We start from the raw sequence: 16,968 nt of genomic DNA, 5'->3' as shown, positions 1-16,968 counted from the left end.
TCTGCCAGTTCAATCTTCAGACACTTTGCCCCTTAGGGATTTAACGTCTGCGCGGGCTTTTTTGGCAGCCAGCCGCCGTTTGACCGAACCATAAGTTGGTTTCGTCGCAATTCTTCGCTTGGGTTTGACCGTTGCGCGAACGATCAGCTCGGCCAAGCGTCCCCGCGCGATTTCGCGGTTGCGGGCTTGGCTGCGGGTCTCTTCGCACTGGATGATAATCGCCCCGTCTTTGGTCCACCGCCGCCCTGCCAGCCGTTTCAGCCGGTTCTTGACCGGCTCGGGCAGAGAAGGAGAGCGCGCCGCCTCGAAACGCAATTCAACAGCGGTCGAGACTTTGTTCACGTTCTGCCCACCGGGACCGGAAGACCGCACAAAGCTTTCGGTCAGTTCCCAATCCTGCAGGGTGATATCGTCATTGATGCGCAACATGAGGCAGACCTTACTAGGCGCAGGTCGAAACAAAAAGGGCCGCCCCGGCGGGACGGCCCTTCGAAAGTTCAGGAGGTGGGTCGGTTAGATCAATCGACCAGCCGGAGCGAGCGCTCCGCCAAGGGCTGCCCTAACGGGCGATCCCCCCGGTTGTTCCGACACCTCTCTCCAATCTCTTTCTCGACACTGGATCACCTCCTTTTCTATCTATTGCGGTTAAAAAGAAGCGTGACACAACTTGTGCCAATCTCAAAGAACTTTTTTATGCATGTCGCGCGGTCAGGCGACCGACGATCATCTTGAACGGGATCAGCGCGATTAGTGCCAGCGACAGCTTCACCAGCCAATCCGCAAAAGCCAGCGTCACCCACAGCGGGGCAATCGGGCCAGACAACATGAACGGGACAGGCTCCCACGCCCAGCTGATCGCGGCGTCTGCATTTGCACCAAAGAAAGTAACCGAGGCCGAGAACGCGATGGTAAAGAAGATCACGGTATCCAGCGCCGAGCCGACCAAAGTCGAGGCCAGCGGCGCACGCCACCAGCGACCGCCGCGCACAGCGTTGAACACGGTCACGTCCGAAAGCTGAGCGACAAGAAACGCGATACCAGAGGCAACCGCAACGCGGAGCGGAACAGCGGCATAGGTGAACCCGTCACCCTGTAGCATGATTTGGCTGCCGATCAGCGAACAGATGACACCTACGACGAAGCCGGCAAAAACCACCTTACGGGCCGGGCCCACGCCATAGACGCGGTTGGTGATATCTGTGACCAGGTATGCAAATGGATACGTGAAAGCACCCCAGGTCAACAGTCCGTCAAGGATCAGGAATTGGACGAGGATGTTTGAGGCCACAACAATGGTGGCCATGGCAATGATGCCGGGAATATAGCTGCGTTGCATGTTCAGATGCCCGTTTTGACAAGGTAGCGGCGACTTGGCCCCAAGCTCATCCCAGGGCAGGCCGTGCGTTTAGACCTTTGCTTGCGACCTGTCAATCGGGCAGCAAGTATTCAACCACCTCGGTCCGCTGCAGCGCCAGAAAGTTGTCATCCGAAATCATTGTGGCGCGCAAACGCCCCCGATCGTCACGCCAAACTGACAGACCTTCGAGATTGTCATGAGTTCCGGTGCCAGTTTCAAGCAATGTTTCCTCGGACCGAGCAATATCATCGACGATTTCCCATCGACACAGACGCGAGCGAAAGCCGATGAAAGCGACGGCCCGTTCAAGGACATATAGCCTTCCGTCCGGACCAAAATCAGCAGCGACCGGCAGAAACTTGCCCCGCGCGGGCAGAACAAAGGGTGTCGACCAACGGCTGCCATCCCAGCGATAGATAGGGATGTCGCCCTGAGCGGTCCTGTTTTTCTCGGTCAGCGTGTAAAGCCGCCCACGATCGTCGATTGCCAACGCCTCGAACGAGCCATTGCGGTTCAGATCCAGAAACTCTCGTGGACGGGGCAAAACCCGGGCGTTGGAATCGGGTGCAGCGTAATGCACCACGCGATGAACGCCTTCGAACGAGATATAAAAGCTGCCATCCGGGGCAAGCGCGAACCCTTCGGAATCCCCTGCCCACCCTTTCAAGACACGCCCCTTGCTGGACAGGATCGGCCAATGCCCGAGGATGCGGATATCGCTGATCCTATCCCCGTCTCGTTCGATCTGCGCCGTGATCAGCTTTGATCGATCACTGACCGCGATCAGGTGCCTACCGTTCTCTGAGATGTGAATTGCCGAAAGCCCACCGAACCAATCAGCGTTGTTGCGCCAGACATAATTGTCCAGCAGCGAAGCTTGCTTAAGCTCAACTGCCCAAACCGGCCCGATTAACAGCAGCGCTGTTATCAGTTGGATTGCAAAACGGCAGTGCATTGCTGGGGTAAATCGGCCAGCCGATACTCGCGGCGTTTCTTCGGCGGGGGCGCATTCGGATCAGGGGGCGGCGGGTTGAGAATATTGCGCACCCATTGCTGCGCCTCGGCACAGCCATCGCCCTTGGGCGGAGGATCCTGATTGACGCAACCTTTCGATCCCCTTGGGCATTTCAGACGCACGTGAAAATGATAGTGATGTCCCCACCACGGCCTGATCTTGCGCAGGTAGGCTTTGTTGCCTTTCTCGTCATTGCACATCTGCACCTTGGCGCCGGGAAAGACGAAAATCCGTGCCACGCGCTTGTCCTTGGCCGCTTCGCGCAGCACCGCGTGGTGTTGCTTGGTCCAGTTGCCGTTGACATAGGCCCCGTTGTCGCGGCGCAGGGAAATGGACGAGATATTCTCTCGTGCCTTTCGGCTGAGGCGCATGTTGTCCCCAGGCAGCATCCAGATGTCGATATCAAGCCCCAATTGGTGAGAGCGATGGCCCGACGTCATCGGCCCCCCGCGCGGCTGGCTGATATCGCCGATATAGAGACCATTCCACCCCGGTTGCTTGGCCGCAAACTGGCTGAGATCCTGCACATAGTCGACCGCCTGCGGATGACCCCAGTTGCGGTTACGCGAAAGACGCATCGCCTGCCATGTGGGCCCTGTCTCGGGCAGTTGCACCGATCCGGCGGCGCATCCGCGCGAATAACTGCCGAAAGCGGCCGACTTTTGCTCAGAACCTACTTTCTGAGCCCCGAACAACTGCTTGGCCAGCGGTTGTGCCTCAGCAATGCCTGTCAGTGTCATAGCGGCCAAAATGGCCAGAAAACGTAATAAAATCATCTGCTCTGATCCCCTTCCGGTTTCACCCAGCGCATCAGGATTAGACCCAGAATAAACAACAGAATGATCGGTGACACCCCCAGTCTTGCGCTCCCGGTCGCGGCTGTTGCAATACCGATCAAAAGCGGGGCCGCAAATGCGGTTGCCCGACCTGACAGACCATAAAGTCCAAAGCTTTCGACAGGCGTTGCAGGGTCGGTATGGCGCACCATCATCGAGCGGCTGGCTGATTGCAAAATCCCTCCCATGCCGCCAATCAGAATTCCGCAACCGAAAAATGCCATATCCGGCAGACCGGAACCTTCGGGTAAGGCAATGCCATAGATTTGGGTTCGGTCCATTGTCACCACAGTGAGGCAGACGAAGATCAACACCCAGATGGCAATCAATATTACTGGTTTAGGGCCGTATTTCCGATCCATCTTGCCACCGACCCAAGCAAATATAGCCGAGGCCAGAACGCTGACAATCCCAAACACTCCGATCTTGACCAGATCCCATTCCAGCACCAGCGCCGCGTAGGTGCCGCCAAACGTATAAAGCCCGTTCAATGCATCGCGGTAGAACATCGACGACCCAAGATAGGTCGCCAGACTCACCCGGTGACGCAGCGCAGCGACGGATTTTCCCAGCAATCGCAACGCTTCGCCTAGGCTGCCTTGTTTTTTGGTATTCGGGTCGTCCCGGACCCACAGGAAATAAGGCACCATGAACAGGACAAACCAGCCAGCCGTGAATGGCCCGACAAACCGCGTGCCTTCCTGCAACGATGCATCCAATCCCAACATCGGGGCCAGCCCGATCAGGGTTTTGCCATTGGGTTGCTCAACAAACAGTACCAGCATGATGGCAAGCGACAGCAGACCCCCAAAATAACCAAATGCAAAACCCGAGCCCGAGATCTCGCCTACCTCGCTGTCATCCCCCAGATCGGGCAGTTGGGAATTAACAAAGATCAGCGCATATTCGGCCCCCACAAACCCAAGGCCAAAGGCTGACAGCATCAGCCACATGTTCGAGCCATCGGGCATCGTATACCAAAGCGCCGCCGAGCCCACCGCGTACATTACCGAAAAGCCAAATATCCAAGGGGTGCGCCGCCCCGAAACATCCGCCATCGCGCCCAGCAATGGGGCCCCAAAGGCGATGATCAGCCCTATGATGGTCATGCAGTTCGCCCAGACCACCTGTGCCTGCGCCTTGGCAGCTTCATCCGCCAGGCCCGAGGTCAGGTAATACTGTGCCGCAACGCTGACGAAATAGGGTCCAAAGACAAAGGTAACCAGCAACGTATGATAGGGTTGACTGGCCCAATCAAAAAACCACCAGCCCCATATGCGCTTGCGCTTGGAAATATCTGCCATGTCTGCCCCTGCTCTCGTTAAATTCATATGAGAGGGCTTTCAGTGGTTTCGCAAGCGTTGTGTTGTTGCGGACTTGCTCTTTGCGCGCGGCGCGCTTAGGTCTCAGGCAATTGACCAACGGAGCGCCCATGCTGTCACTGATCCAAATCCTGCTGCTGATCCTGGACATCGTCTGGTTCATCATCCTCGCCCATGTGATCATGAGCTGGCTGATCAACTTCCAGGTGCTGAACCTTCACCAGCAACTGGTGGCACAGATCTGGTACGGGCTTAACCGTATATTAGAGCCTATTTACGGCCCGATCCGCCGCATCCTGCCCAATATGGGTGGGCTGGATCTGACGCCTCTGGTGGTGCTGATCGCGGTCTATGCGCTGCGGATCATTCTGATCAACAATGCGGTGTATTTCGTCTGACCACTTGTTCACCGAATCTTAGTATGTGATGGTCCTGTCTTAAGAGCAGATAAACCATAATACAGGGCGATCCCCGGCATGTTCGACTCCGCACCCTTGTTGCGAGACGTCTTTGGATTCGACGACTTCCGCCCCGGGCAGGAGGAAATTGTCGACGCTGTGACCGCAGGTGAGAATGTGCTGGCCATCATGCCGACAGGTGGCGGTAAGTCCTTATGTTTTCAACTGCCTGCACTGTTGCGCGATGGGGTGACGGTGGTGATTTCACCCCTTATCGCCCTGATGCGCGATCAGGTTCGCGGCTTGCAGGAAGCCGGTGTTGAGGCCGGGGCACTTACATCCGGCAACACGCCCGAAGAAACCGATGCAGTGTGGGAGGCGCTGGAAGCCGGGCGACTGAAACTGCTTTACATGGCACCCGAGCGTCTGGCCGCCGGGTCGGCTTTGGGCATGCTACGTCGGATCAACGTCAGCCTGATCGCCGTGGACGAAGCCCATTGCGTCAGCCAATGGGGCCATGATTTCCGTCCCGATTATCTGCGGATCGGAGAACTTCGTCGCGCCCTCAAGGTGCCACTGGCCGCCTTCACCGCCACAGCGGATGCAGAGACGCAGGATGAGATCGTTGAAAAACTGTTCGACGGCTCTGAACCTCGCAGATTCTTGCACGGATTCGATCGACCCAACATCCATCTGGCCTTTGCTGCCAAGGATGGGCCACGCAAGCAGATCCTCGACTTCGCTGCTGCCCGCAAAGGGCAATCCGGCATCGTCTATTGTGGTACCCGCAACAAGACCGAAGTGCTGGCACAGGCCCTGCGCACCGAAGGGCATTCCGCCTGCCATTATCACGGTGGCATGGAGGCCGAGGATCGCCGCATTGTCGAGACTCGTTTCGCCCGCGAAGATGGGCTGATCGTCGTCGCCACCGTCGCCTTTGGCATGGGCATCGACAAGCCGGATATCCGCTGGGTCGCTCATTCGGACCTGCCCAAATCGATCGAGGCATATTATCAGGAAATTGGGCGCGCGGGCCGCGATGGCGCCCCAGCCGAAACCTTGACCTTGTTTGGCCCTGACGACATTCGCCTGCGCCGCTCACAAATCGACGAGGGGCTGGCTCCGTCCGAACGGCGCATGGCCGATCACGCGCGGCTAAATGCCCTGCTCGGACTGGCAGAGGCTTTGGTTTGCCGTCGCCAGACTCTGCTTGGGTATTTCGGTGAACAGACAGGAACCTGTGGCAAATGCGATCTGTGTGATACCCCGCCCGAGATATTCGACGGCACCACCCCTGTCCGCATGGCCCTGTCCGCGATCCTGCGAACCGAGGAATGGTTCGGTGCCGGCCATCTGATCGACATTCTGCTGGCCATTGAGACTGACAAGATTCGCGCCCGTCGCCATGATGCCCTGTCTACCTATGGTATCGGCAAAGAATGGTCCCGCTCACAGTGGCAGGCGATTTTCCGGCAAATGATGGGTCGCGATCTGATCCGCCCCGATCCCGAACGTCACGGCGCATTGCGCATGACCGAAGCGGCCAAGCCTATTCTGAAGGGCGAGGCACAGATCGACTTGCGCAAGGACACGATCCGCACAGCAAACCGTCGCCCAGCCGTCAAGGCGATGGTGGCCGAAGAAGACGCACCGCTGCTCTCGGCACTCAAGGCCAAGCGCCGCACCTTGGCAGAATCCGCGCGGGTGCCTGCGTATGTGATTTTCCCCGACCGCACTCTGATTGAAATGGCCGAAAAACGCCCCGGAACACTGGACGAGATGGCCCGAATTGGTGGTGTGGGGGCAAAAAAGCTGGAACGATACGGCGATACTTTCCTAGAGGTTGTCGCGGGCGAAATCGCTCCTGTTCATCCGGCGCGCCGCAAATTGGCAGGGCGAGATCAGGGCGAGATCTACGATCGATTGCTGGCCGCGCAAAACGATCTGGCGCGCGGGCCAGAGGGGATCGACAAACCGCTGACCTGCTCGGCCTCGCAATTGGCCAAGGTCGCTCAGATGCGCGCCGATGACCCGCGCGGCATAGAGCAAGTGTTGGGTGATCGTCGTCACGAAAGGTTTGGTGCCGCTTTTCTGGACGTGTTGCGTCAGGCGGGCTAGATACCGCAAGACAGGCAAGAAACGAGGGCGGATATGCTGGTAGTGATTTCCCCGGCCAAGCGGTTGGACTGGAGCGAGCGCGATGTCGAGGTCACGCAGCCCGACTTTCAGGATGACGCGATCCGGCTTTCAAAGACCGCGCGGAACCTGACCTTGGGCGACTTGAAAAAGCTGATGGACCTAAGCGACGACCTGGCACGTCTGAACAGGGACCGATACCGGATCTTTTCTGGTGCGCCAGATGCGGATGCCACCCGCCCTGCAGCGCTTGCTTTTGCGGGTGACACCTATCAAGGGCTGGAAGCCGCATCGCTGGATGCCCAGGAAATGGACTGGGCGCAGGATCACTTGCGTATATTGTCGGGTCTTTATGGTGTTTTGCGACCGCTGGACGCAATTCAGGCTTATCGCCTTGAGATGGGAAGCAAGCTGAAAACCCGCCGCGGCAGGAACTTGTATGAATACTGGCGCGATCAATTGAGCAAAGCCTTGAATGCGCAAGCGGGTCAGATAGAAACCGGTGTTCTGGTGAACTGCGCGAGCCAAGAGTATTTTGGCGCGGTCGATCTGAAGGCGCTGAAATTGCGCGTCATTACGCCGGTCTTCATGGAAGACAAGGGTGGCACCCCCAAGATCGTCAGTTTCTTCGCAAAGAAAGCACGCGGCGCAATGGCGCGGTATGTGATCCAGCATCGGCTGACCGATCCCAATGGCCTTCTGGATTTCGACACAGGCGGATACGAGTACCGCGCAGAATTGTCGGAAGAGGACAGACCCGTGTTTGTGCGTCCCTATAGCACCTAAATGGTTTTTTGGGCTTGCCTCACCGTAAGAATAGATCAGGGGCTAACCTCGTGCGCTCGCCAGGGTATCTTAACCAGATGACGGAACCGTCTTTGGATGAGATTTCATATCAGCTTGCGGGTTCAGTGCTTTCATCGACCGGGCAAGCGCCGTCGGGGCAGTGCTTTAGGATCATTTGCTGAATCAGCTGCTTATGCAGCGGTTTCGTCATGTAGTGATCGAGCCCCGCATCGAGGATGCCCTGATCGTCTCCGGCCATGGCATGCGCTGTCAGTGCCACGATCGGCACCCGGCGACCGGTTCCGATCTCACGGCGTCGAATTTCTCCGGTTGCTTCTTTGCCGTCCATCTTCGGCATTGAAATATCCATGAAGATCAGGTCGGGATCAAAACTTGTAAAGGCTTCAACCGCCTCCAACCCGTTTGAGACAAAACGCAGATCAATGCTCAGATCCTTTGTCATCTTTTTCAGGATCAACTGGTTGGTTCGGTTATCTTCTGCGGCCAAGACACGCATTTGCCGCTGATCCTGCTGGGGTATTGGTTGGTGGTCCACAATGGCTTCGTGTTCTTCGCTGCGGCTCTGCTTGAATACTGGCTCACCAAGGGCCAGTAAGCGGGAAAACAGCTCGGCCCGCGGAATAGGTTTTTGTAACACGCCTTCGATCAGATGGTGGGCGGGATCGACACGTATCGTAGCTGGGTTGGCTGACATCACGACAATCGGCAAATCTTTCCACCCCTTGTCACGAAAGGTCGTCGCAAGCTCCAGCCCATCCATGTCCGGAAGATCATGATCGCATAGGATCAGATCAACTGAACCATCAATAAGCGACAGCGCCTCGGTCCCAGTCGCGCATGCTGAAACACGTGACCCAAGCCGATCCAATTGCTTGGTCAGGATCGCACGGTTCACGGCCAGATCCTCGACCACCAGCACGTGGCGCAACCGACCGGCAAGATCGGGCGGGGCAGGTTGTGGACCCTCTGCAGTGGGCAGAGATATACGAAATCCGAAACACGAACCCCGGCCCGCTTCGCTTTCAACCCAGACATTCCCACCCATCATGCTGATCAGGCGTTTGGTAATCGCCAATCCCAGCCCGGTACCTTCGAACTGGCGGTTCTGTGCATCTTCGACCTGATTGAATTCACCAAAGATATGCGTCACTTTATCTGCTTCGATACCGATGCCCGTGTCCTCGATCGCGATATGGATATCACATCTCTGCGCCCCGGCGTCGGGTACGCCGGTGACACGGATCAGGACATGGCCTTCGGTGGTGAATTTGACGGCATTGCCCACAAGATTGGTCAGAATCTGACGAATGCGCCCAGGGTCACCCACAAAAAGTGTCGGCAGAAACAGGTCGTAATCGACCAATAGATTTAGCCCTTTGTCCCGAACACTGGGCTGAAGCAACATGGCGACTTCTAGAATGCAACGCTCCAGATCGAATTTCTCGGGATGCAGAGACAGCCGATCAGCTTCGATTTTTGAGTAGTCCAGAACATCATTGATGATGACAAGCAGCGCCTCACCCGAGTTGCGAATCGTATTGAGATAGAGCCGCTGCTCTTCATTCAATGGGGTTTCGGTCAGCAGTTCGGTCATTCCAACGATGCCATTCATCGGCGTGCGAATCTCGTGGCTCATATTCGCCAGAAAGGCGGATTTGGCGCGGTTGGCGGCCTCGGCCCGTTCGCGGGCCGCGTTCAATTCAGCTTCATGCCGGACCGAGGCGGTAATGTTCAACGCAAGGCTCAACACATCACCGCCATGACCGCGTTGATCAATCAGCCGGATATACTGGCCATTCCACAGCTGAATCACTTCGGGCTCGGGATATGGTTGATCCCAGCGTGCAAGTAAACGTGCCTGCCAGTCCTCGGCCTGTTCCGTGCCGATATCCACGATCCCTTCATGGGTCAGAATCTCAAGGATACGGGGATAGGTAATGCCCGGCGCAACTTCTTCCAGCCCATCAAAAACGCTGAGATAGGCAGCGTTGGCACCGATCAGCGTATTGTTGCAGTCGAAAAAGGCAAACCCGTCAGGGATAGTCTGGATCGAGTGCCACAATCGGCGTTCGGCCACTTCGATCTTGGCATGGGCCACCGTGAGATCGGATTTGACCTTTTCGTTCTCGTCGCGAATCGTCGCAACCTCAGCCTGAGTTTCGTCGATCTGACGCGTCAGGGCGATGGCATGGCGCCCCAGTTTGCGGTTGGCCGCGGACAGTTCGGCTTGTTTCAGGTGCAAAAGACGCTCAGCCGCCAGACGTGCCCGACGCTCCTGTGCCAGTTTTTCTGCAAGACTCATGACCAGTTTTCCCGCAATACTCAGCGCAGAGCATCAAGGGAGAGCATGAAAAAGTGCTTAAGTCTTACGAGCGCCGACCTTCGCGCAACCAACCACCCAGCAGGAAACCACCGGCAAGCAGCAAAACCAACCAAGGCGGAAGCAATCCCGCCTGCGTGACGTCGCGGGTTTCATAAGCCTCGCGTGGGGTCAGGCCGATCCAGCCCCGACCCGCCGCTGGGCGACCAACCCGGACATCGCGGATCGCGGGCAAACCATCTTCGACCTGGATCGTTCCACCGCGCAGGCTGGCCAGAACCGGGCTGAGTATCTCATCGGTCGCGATGGTGCGTTCGAATTCCTTGGGCGCGGCGGGACCCAAACCAATCACTGCAGAATGCGCACCCTCTTCCAGACGATAAAGGCCAATCTCAGGGCCGAAATACTGCGCCTCGAACCGGCCGGGTGAGACTTGGTTCAGCGTGATGTCCAAGGTGTCACCGTTGGGGCGGGTTACGGTCACGGGTCCAACCTCATTTTCCAGAGTTTGTCGGATAATCCGCATGGACTGGCCGTTCGCCTCGGCCCATAGCGCCTCTTCCTCAAGCTCGGGTTCATTCATCATCCAGTGCGCAAGCCTGCGTAGCAGCTCCAATTGCGGGCCGCCCCCTTCAAATCCTCGGCTCCAGAGCCAGGCGTGATCAGAGGCCATCAGGGCCACACGGCCCTCACCCACACGGTCCAACACCAGCAGTGGGCGATCATCCACGCCCGTCATCAACAGATCACCGGACAGCTGGCTCACATCAATCTGACGCAACCAGGCGCCCCATGTTTCAGCGTCACCCAGATTGGTGGTCACCGGGTGGCGTTGCCCCAAATCCGTGACCATGGGGACGAATCGTTCCTCATACACACGCGCGCTGGGTTTTGCGGGCAAAACAGGACCAAGCGGAGACCGGAACAGGCTGTCGGCTGTCGCAAAATCAGGGCCAGCTGCGACCAGTACGGCGCCACCGTTGACGATATAGTCACCGACATTGTCCAGATAAATTGCAGGCAATATCCCACGCCGCTTATAGCGGTCGAAGATGATCAGATCGAAATCGTTGATCTTTTCGAGAAACAGCTCGCGCGTGGGAAAGGCGATCAGCGAAAGCTCATCAACCGGTACGCCATCCTGCTTTTCCGGTGGCCGCAGAATGGTGAAATGAACCAGATCCACGGAACTGTCGGATTTCAGCAGGTTGCGCCAAGTGCGCCCGCCCGGATGCGGCTCACCCGATACCAGCAGAACACGCAGGCGATCGCGCACGCCGTTCATCTGGATCAGAGCGGTGTTGTTGCGATCGGTCAGTTCGCCTTCAGCCTCGGGCACAGTGAATTGGATGACGTTCCGCCCACCATGCGGCAGAGTGATTGGCAACTCGACGTCCAGACCGATTGGAATGGTGAATTGCTCGGGTTCGGCCCCATCCACAGATATCTCAAGCGGCGCGCTTGCGGCACCGATAGGCGCAGCGCCGGTATCTTCGACACGCAGCGTGAGGGTCACAGGCTCACCGATAATGGCAAAGGCGGGGGCATTGCGCACAATCAGGCGACGATCCCAATCATCCTTGCGCCCGGTCCGCAGCAAATGCATCGGAGCAGGCAAATCGGGTGCTTGATCCGCGTCATGGACGATACCGTCTGAAACAACCAGAATTCCAGCGATCCGCGCGCGGGGTTCTTCGGCGAGCGCGGCGTTCAAAGCAGCCATGACCTGCGTGCCTTCGTCCCCTTCGCTATCGCCGACCCTGATCCGGCGCAGCTCGGTATTGTCGCGGGCTTCAATCTCAGTTGCGAGGGCGTTGGCCGTCTGTGTCGTTTGTTCGGAGCGATCCGATAGGGTTTGGCTGGCGCTTTCATCCTCGATCATCAACACGATATCGGTTAGCGGCGCACGGTCCTCGGCCTGATAGACTGGGCCGCTGAGTGCCGCGAGGATGATCAAGCCCGCCAACCCGCGCAAAGCCCAACCCGATAGGCCGCGCCAGAGGGCCAGAATAACGCCCGACAGGGCGACCATTGCCACAAAGGTCAGAATAGGCCACGGGATCAGCGGGTCAAAGATGACAGTTCCGGTCATTGTCCCAACCTGTCCAGAAGGGCGGGCACGTGAACCTGATCGGATTTGTAATTCCCGGTCAGCACATGCATCACCAGATTGACTCCAAAACGATGAGCAAGCTCACGCTGTCGTTCCCCGGCGTAACCTCGTCCGACCGGTAACAGGGCCTGCCCGTTGCGGTCCACAGCCCAGGCTCCGGCCCAGTCGTTGCCACCGATTACCACCGGGGTCACGTTGTCGTTGAGGTTTCGGAACGGCATCCCCTCAATCTGCTCGGCGTCCGGCGGCGCGGCCTCGACCCAAACCTCGGTACCCGAATAGCGTCCGGGGAAATCCTGCAACAGATAGAAGGCACGGGTCAGGACGTGATCTCGTGGAACAGGCTCTAACGAAGGGATATTCAGAGGAGCCGCCAACTGTTGTAGCTTGCGCCCATTGGGGCTGGACGCCCCGAAGCCGGCGATATCGGCGTCACGCGTATCGAATAGGATCATGCCGCCTGACCGTAGATAAGCGTTGAGCTTGGCATAAGCCCCCGCTGATGGCTGCGGCTGATCGGGTGTAATCGGCCAATAGAGCAGTGGGAAGAATGCAAGTTCATCCCGCTCCAGATCAACACCAACCGGATCGGCAGGTTCGACCGAAGTACGGAAATGCAGCGTCTGCACAAGCCCGCGCAGCCCTGCCAACGCGATACTGTCGACCTGAGAATCCCCTGTCAGCACATGGGCCAAAACCAGTTCATGTGTTGCACTCAGCGCGAAATCGGTATCACCCGGCGTCTGCGCCTGTGCATCCGGTGCAATCAGCAGCGCGCCCAGCGCCACTGCCGCTGCGCGCGCCAGACCCAAACGCCCTGAGAGGGCCAGCGACACGATAACGTCGATCGTCAGTAACACGAGCGCGAGGCTCAGCAACACGCCCGCAAGCGGCGTCTCTGTCGTGATCTCCTGCCCGCGGATGGGGACATCGGCAGGCCAGATTACCGGCGACAGCAGCGCATCCTCGGCCAACACATTGCGTGCGAGTTTCTGCTTGCCACTCTCGTAGAGCCCAGGGCGCAGGTCTGGTCCAATCTGGCCCGAAACCAGTTCGACCCCGTCAACCCCCGCCAGCGTTCCCGCATCGGTCAATGTACCGAAGCCGTCCAGTATCTGGACCGGTTCCCACACGGTGCCCTGCATCTGTTCTTCTTGCCGCGATTTGGCCGCTGACGCGACGGCCAGCCGGTCCAACATCTCTACAAACAGCCCGGACAGTGGCAGGCTGGACCATTCAGCATCTGCCGTCACATGGAACAACACCACCTGCCCCAGCCCCAGAGGTTTGCGGGTCACCAAGGGTGTGCCGTCAGAAAGCGAAGCAATCACCCGATCCGCCAGATTAGGGTCTGGTTGCGCCATGACTTGAGTGGTCACAGACACGTCCTCGGGGATCTCTAACCCATAAAACGGCGAGTTTTCAGCGAAGGGCGCAAGCCCCTTTGCCTCACCCCAACTCATGGCGCCGCCAACCGAGCGGCCGCCGCTGCGCAGGCGAACCGGCAGCAGCGTATCTTCGTCATCACGCCCTAGATCGCTGGCCGCCATGCGGGGACCGGCGAAACGCAGCAACAAACCACCTTGTTCGACCCACTCGACGACATCAGCCTGTTCTGAAGCAGATAGTTTGGCCACATCCGCCAATACGATCACATCGGGGTTGGCGGGTAATACTTCGGTCAAGCCACCGTCGACAAAATCGGCGGTCGGGATCAGCACTTGGGTCAGGTAGTGTAGCGGCGACAACAACTCCAACCCTTCGCGGTTCAGAGTACCTGCGATCAGCGCCACCTCGCGTCGGCGCAAGCTGTCATCCGTCAACGTCACTGCACCGGCAGAGCGTTCGCCCTGAAGCTCGAACCGGGTAATCCGCGCACGCAGTTCCGAAGGCAGTGCAAGATCGATTTGTTCTTGCATAGAGCCGTTTTCAAATTCCATCGGCGTGGAGTGCAGCACGCGCATCGCACCTGCAGGATCACGCCCTTGCGCCAGAACCGTGACGCTTTCCGCCGGACCCGGATTGGCGCGCAATACACTGAGTTGTATTGCGCCGTCCTGATAGGTGGCTGGCAGGATCGCGGTTACCGGTGCGGCGAATTGGTAAACGATCACATTGCCGCGCCCTTGCAGGGCCGAGACAAGCCGATCATGCCCGTCATACGACAGCCGGTCACTGAACCAATGGGTGTCAAACCCGCCCTCTACCTGCTCTAGCGCTGCCAATGTTTGGTCGATCTGCGTATCGGTGGGCTGCCAGGGCATCGGCGTCAGACCCGGCAGGCGCCCACGCCACGCCTCGGCGGCTTGGAACACAGGGGGCTCGGGCTCGGTCAGGCGCAGGATCGATACGGGGCGACCGGCACGCCCAGCCTCGGTCAGTTGTGCGTCGATCTGGTCCAGTTTCGACGACCAGCGTGTCGCGCCCGCCCAGCTGGCATCAAGCACCAACAACAACGGCCCGGACCCAGTTTCATCACGCGAGGGGTTCAGCACCGGTCCAGCCAGCCCGATAATGATCGCTGCAGCTGCCAGCATCCTGAGCAGCAACAGCCACCACGGTGTGCGGTCCGAGACGCTTTCGTCATCCTTCAGGCCCAGCAGCAAGGTAACGGCAGGGAACAGACGACGGATCGGCGCGGGTGGGACGGCGCGCAGGATCAGCCAAAGGATCGGCAGGGTCAAAAGCCCCAACAGCACCCAAGGCGCAGTAAAGCCGATGCCCGCCAGAACCGTCATTGCGCACCCCCATCCAAGGCACGATAGACCCACAATAGAGCCGATTGAGCGCTATCGTCCGTGTGGTGCAACCCCATTTGCCAACCGGTCGCGCGGCAGAGTTGTGTCAACGCATCCTTGCGCTGCGCGAGGCGATTCAGATAGCGATCGCGCAGATCTGCGGCCTTCAGTGTTTCATGCCGGGCGGTGCCACCGACACTTTCAAAGATGGTGCGTCCGGAATAGGGGAAGGATTCCTCACTTGGGTCCAGAACCTGCAGCAACACACCGCGTACCCCCCGGTCGGCGGCTTTGGTCAAGGCCAGTTCAACCTCATCCAACGGACCAAGGAAATCTGAAATAAACACGGCACGCGCATGCGGGATCATGGCGCGGTGCTCGGGCGGAGCATAATCTGTCTGCGTATCTTCTGACCACGCCTGTGCCAACCGTATGATCTGTGCATTTCCTCTGCGTGGTGGCAAGGTAGTGCCGGTCAGACCAACACGTTCCCCTCCACGCACTAGAAGGATGGCCGTTGCCAGCCCTAGCAAGCGGGCACGGTCGGCCTTAGTCGGCAGGATCTTGTCTGAGGCAAACCGCATCGACGCGCCCTGATCGACCCATAACATGATCGACTGCGCAATCTGCCACTCCCGTTCGCGGACAAATTGCTGGTCTCCGCGCGCAGAACGGCGGTGGTCGATCATGCGGCGACTGTCACCGATCTGTGCAGGGCGGTATTGCCAGAAATCATCCCCCAGACCCGAGCGTCTGCGCCCATGATCACCCAACAACACGGTTCCAGCCAACTGCTCGGCGCGCGCCAACAGAGGCGGCAGCCGGGATGCTTCGGCCTCGGATCGTTCGCGTAGGGTCTGGGCGGCGTTCACGCCGCAGCCTCGGTGCGGACAAGACCGGCGGCCGTGGACTCGATCAGATCAGACAGGCTGTCGCCCCGCGCCCGTGCCGCAAAGTTCAGCGCCATGCGGTGGCTGAGTACCGGGCGCGCCATCTCCAGCACGTCCTCGGCATTCGGTGCCAGACGACCTTGCAACATCGCATTGGCGCGCACGGTCATCATCAGCGCCTGCGCCGCCCGTGGTCCAGGCCCCCAAGCGACGGTTTCCTTCACCCGCTCGGACGCGCCTTCTTCATCCGGGCGGAAGGCGCGGACCAGATCAAGGATCAGCTCGACTACCGAATCTCCCACCGGCATCCGACGCAGCAGAACCTGCGCGGCAAGCAATTCATCTTTGGTGAAAATCTGATGCGCTTCGGCTTCCTCGACGCCCGTGGTGGCCAGAAGGATGTCGCGTTCGGTTTGACGGTCGGGGTATTCTACATCGACCTGTACCAGAAAACGGTCCAGCTGAGCTTCGGGCAGCGGATAGGTGCCCTCTTGCTCAATCGGGTTTTGCGTCGCCAGCACGTGGAACGGCACACCCAAATCACGATCTTCACCCGCAACTGTCACCGTTCGCTCCTGCATCGCCTGCAGCAAAGCCGACTGAGTACGGGGACTGGCGCGGTTGATCTCATCCGCCATCAGCAGCTCACAGAAAATCGGGCCGGAAATAAAGCGGAAATGGCGGCTGCCATCTTCGGCGGTGTCCAGAACCTCGGACCCCAGAATATCGGCCGGCATCAGGTCAGGCGTGAACTGGATGCGGTTACCATGCAGGCCCATCACGGTCGACAACGTCTCGACCAATCGCGTTTTGCCCAGCCCCGGCAAGCCGATCAACAACGCGTGCCCCCCGCACAAAAGCGCGGTCAAGGTCAGGTCCACGACCTTCTCCTGCCCGATAAAGCGGCGGGTGATCGAGGATTTGGCCTCTTGCAGCTTGTTTTCCAGCGCTTCGATCTCGGACACGAGGTCGGCAGGTTCGGACATAAGGTTCCCTTCCATGGACTGTTATGATTGAAGTGTATCGCGCTGAGAGG

At 58.6% G+C, this 16,968-nt stretch carries 13 protein-coding genes; 3 read left to right on the top strand and 10 right to left on the bottom strand.

Translation table 11 applies throughout. The features are described 5' to 3' along the window. Window positions 1–9 precede the first annotated feature (9 nt). The 5 genes from arfB to Q1B46_RS15530 all read right to left on the bottom strand — a co-directional run bounded on the left by arfB (window position 10) and on the right by Q1B46_RS15530 (window position 4,512). Window positions 10–429, bottom strand: a complete 420-nt coding sequence (arfB, locus tag Q1B46_RS15550; protein ID WP_299949306.1) for an alternative ribosome rescue aminoacyl-tRNA hydrolase ArfB — start codon at window positions 427–429, stop codon at window positions 10–12. 262 nt (window positions 430–691) lie between these two features. Next, window positions 692–1,336, bottom strand: a complete 645-nt coding sequence (locus Q1B46_RS15545) for a queuosine precursor transporter (protein ID WP_299949304.1) — start codon at window positions 1,334–1,336, stop codon at window positions 692–694. Between the two features lie 91 nt (window positions 1,337–1,427). Continuing rightward, on the bottom strand, window positions 1,428–2,312 hold the full coding sequence (locus Q1B46_RS15540) for an esterase-like activity of phytase family protein (protein WP_299949303.1): 885 nt from the start codon (window positions 2,310–2,312) through the stop codon (window positions 1,428–1,430). Then, window positions 2,285–3,148, bottom strand: coding sequence for a penicillin-insensitive murein endopeptidase (gene mepA / locus Q1B46_RS15535; RefSeq protein WP_299949301.1), 864 nt, complete (start codon window positions 3,146–3,148; stop codon window positions 2,285–2,287). Before mepA ends, Q1B46_RS15540 begins: the two co-directional genes overlap by 28 nt. After that, window positions 3,145–4,512 carry an MFS transporter gene (locus tag Q1B46_RS15530; protein ID WP_299949299.1) on the bottom strand — a complete coding sequence of 456 codons (1,368 nt, stop codon included), beginning with the start codon at window positions 4,510–4,512 and terminating at the stop codon, window positions 3,145–3,147. Before Q1B46_RS15530 ends, mepA begins: the two co-directional genes overlap by 4 nt. A gap of 128 nt (window positions 4,513–4,640) precedes the next feature. Here Q1B46_RS15530 and Q1B46_RS15525 point away from each other — a divergent pair, with 128 nt between their 5' ends. The 3 genes from Q1B46_RS15525 to yaaA all read left to right on the top strand — a co-directional run bounded on the left by Q1B46_RS15525 (window position 4,641) and on the right by yaaA (window position 7,850). Next, entirely contained in the window at window positions 4,641–4,928 is a 288-nt protein-coding gene (locus tag Q1B46_RS15525; protein WP_170411484.1) for a YggT family protein, read from the top strand. 78 nt (window positions 4,929–5,006) lie between these two features. Continuing rightward, the gene (gene recQ, locus Q1B46_RS15520) at window positions 5,007–7,046 is read left to right on the top strand and encodes a DNA helicase RecQ (protein WP_299949296.1); all 2,040 of its coding nucleotides are present in this window, start codon (window positions 5,007–5,009) and stop codon (window positions 7,044–7,046) included. A gap of 33 nt (window positions 7,047–7,079) precedes the next feature. Beyond that, window positions 7,080–7,850 carry a peroxide stress protein YaaA gene (yaaA, locus tag Q1B46_RS15515; protein ID WP_299949294.1) on the top strand — a complete coding sequence of 257 codons (771 nt, stop codon included), beginning with the start codon at window positions 7,080–7,082 and terminating at the stop codon, window positions 7,848–7,850. 109 nt (window positions 7,851–7,959) lie between these two features. Here yaaA and Q1B46_RS15510 read toward each other — a convergent pair whose 3' ends face one another. From Q1B46_RS15510 to Q1B46_RS15490, 5 genes are all read right to left on the bottom strand, one after another. Further along, window positions 7,960–10,173 carry a response regulator gene (locus Q1B46_RS15510; RefSeq protein ID WP_299949291.1) on the bottom strand — a complete coding sequence of 738 codons (2,214 nt, stop codon included), beginning with the start codon at window positions 10,171–10,173 and terminating at the stop codon, window positions 7,960–7,962. Between the two features lie 64 nt (window positions 10,174–10,237). Continuing rightward, the gene (locus Q1B46_RS15505) at window positions 10,238–12,283 is read right to left on the bottom strand and encodes a hypothetical protein (RefSeq protein WP_299949289.1); all 2,046 of its coding nucleotides are present in this window, start codon (window positions 12,281–12,283) and stop codon (window positions 10,238–10,240) included. Next, window positions 12,280–15,042, bottom strand: a complete 2,763-nt coding sequence (locus Q1B46_RS15500) for a DUF4159 domain-containing protein (RefSeq protein ID WP_299949287.1) — start codon at window positions 15,040–15,042, stop codon at window positions 12,280–12,282. The genes Q1B46_RS15505 and Q1B46_RS15500 overlap by 4 nt, the downstream gene beginning before the upstream one ends. Then, window positions 15,039–15,914: a DUF58 domain-containing protein gene (locus tag Q1B46_RS15495; protein ID WP_299949285.1), complete on the bottom strand. Its 876-nt coding sequence runs from the start codon at window positions 15,912–15,914 to the stop codon at window positions 15,039–15,041. Before Q1B46_RS15495 ends, Q1B46_RS15500 begins: the two co-directional genes overlap by 4 nt. Beyond that, window positions 15,911–16,918 (bottom strand): MoxR family ATPase, encoded by a 1,008-nt coding sequence (locus Q1B46_RS15490; protein ID WP_299949283.1) that lies wholly within the window; start codon window positions 16,916–16,918, stop codon window positions 15,911–15,913. Before Q1B46_RS15490 ends, Q1B46_RS15495 begins: the two co-directional genes overlap by 4 nt. Window positions 16,919–16,968 lie beyond the last annotated feature (50 nt).

The sequence above is a fragment of the uncultured Ruegeria sp. genome (assembly GCF_947500045.1).
GTDB lineage: Bacteria > Pseudomonadota > Alphaproteobacteria > Rhodobacterales > Rhodobacteraceae > Ruegeria.
This window is presented reverse-complemented; position numbering and strand designations above follow the sequence as displayed.

What these genes read in the sequence shown, in the direction of transcription:
- Q1B46_RS15505 (WP_299949289.1), bottom strand. Translation starts at nt 12,283, where the DNA reads ATGACCGGAACTGTCATCTTTGACCCGCTGATCCCGTGGCCTATTCTG.
- arfB (WP_299949306.1), bottom strand. Translation starts at nt 429, where the DNA reads ATGTTGCGCATCAATGACGATATCACCCTGCAGGATTGGGAACTGACC.
- Q1B46_RS15530 (WP_299949299.1), bottom strand. Translation starts at nt 4,512, where the DNA reads ATGGCAGATATTTCCAAGCGCAAGCGCATATGGGGCTGGTGGTTTTTT.
- Q1B46_RS15545 (WP_299949304.1), bottom strand. Translation starts at nt 1,336, where the DNA reads ATGCAACGCAGCTATATTCCCGGCATCATTGCCATGGCCACCATTGTT.
- Q1B46_RS15490 (WP_299949283.1), bottom strand. Translation starts at nt 16,918, where the DNA reads ATGTCCGAACCTGCCGACCTCGTGTCCGAGATCGAAGCGCTGGAAAAC.
- Q1B46_RS15525 (WP_170411484.1), top strand. Translation starts at nt 4,641, where the DNA reads ATGCTGTCACTGATCCAAATCCTGCTGCTGATCCTGGACATCGTCTGG.
- Q1B46_RS15540 (WP_299949303.1), bottom strand. Translation starts at nt 2,312, where the DNA reads ATGCACTGCCGTTTTGCAATCCAACTGATAACAGCGCTGCTGTTAATC.
- mepA (WP_299949301.1), bottom strand. Translation starts at nt 3,148, where the DNA reads ATGATTTTATTACGTTTTCTGGCCATTTTGGCCGCTATGACACTGACA.
- recQ (WP_299949296.1), top strand. Translation starts at nt 5,007, where the DNA reads ATGTTCGACTCCGCACCCTTGTTGCGAGACGTCTTTGGATTCGACGAC.
- yaaA (WP_299949294.1), top strand. Translation starts at nt 7,080, where the DNA reads ATGCTGGTAGTGATTTCCCCGGCCAAGCGGTTGGACTGGAGCGAGCGC.
- Q1B46_RS15510 (WP_299949291.1), bottom strand. Translation starts at nt 10,173, where the DNA reads ATGAGTCTTGCAGAAAAACTGGCACAGGAGCGTCGGGCACGTCTGGCG.
- Q1B46_RS15500 (WP_299949287.1), bottom strand. Translation starts at nt 15,042, where the DNA reads ATGACGGTTCTGGCGGGCATCGGCTTTACTGCGCCTTGGGTGCTGTTG.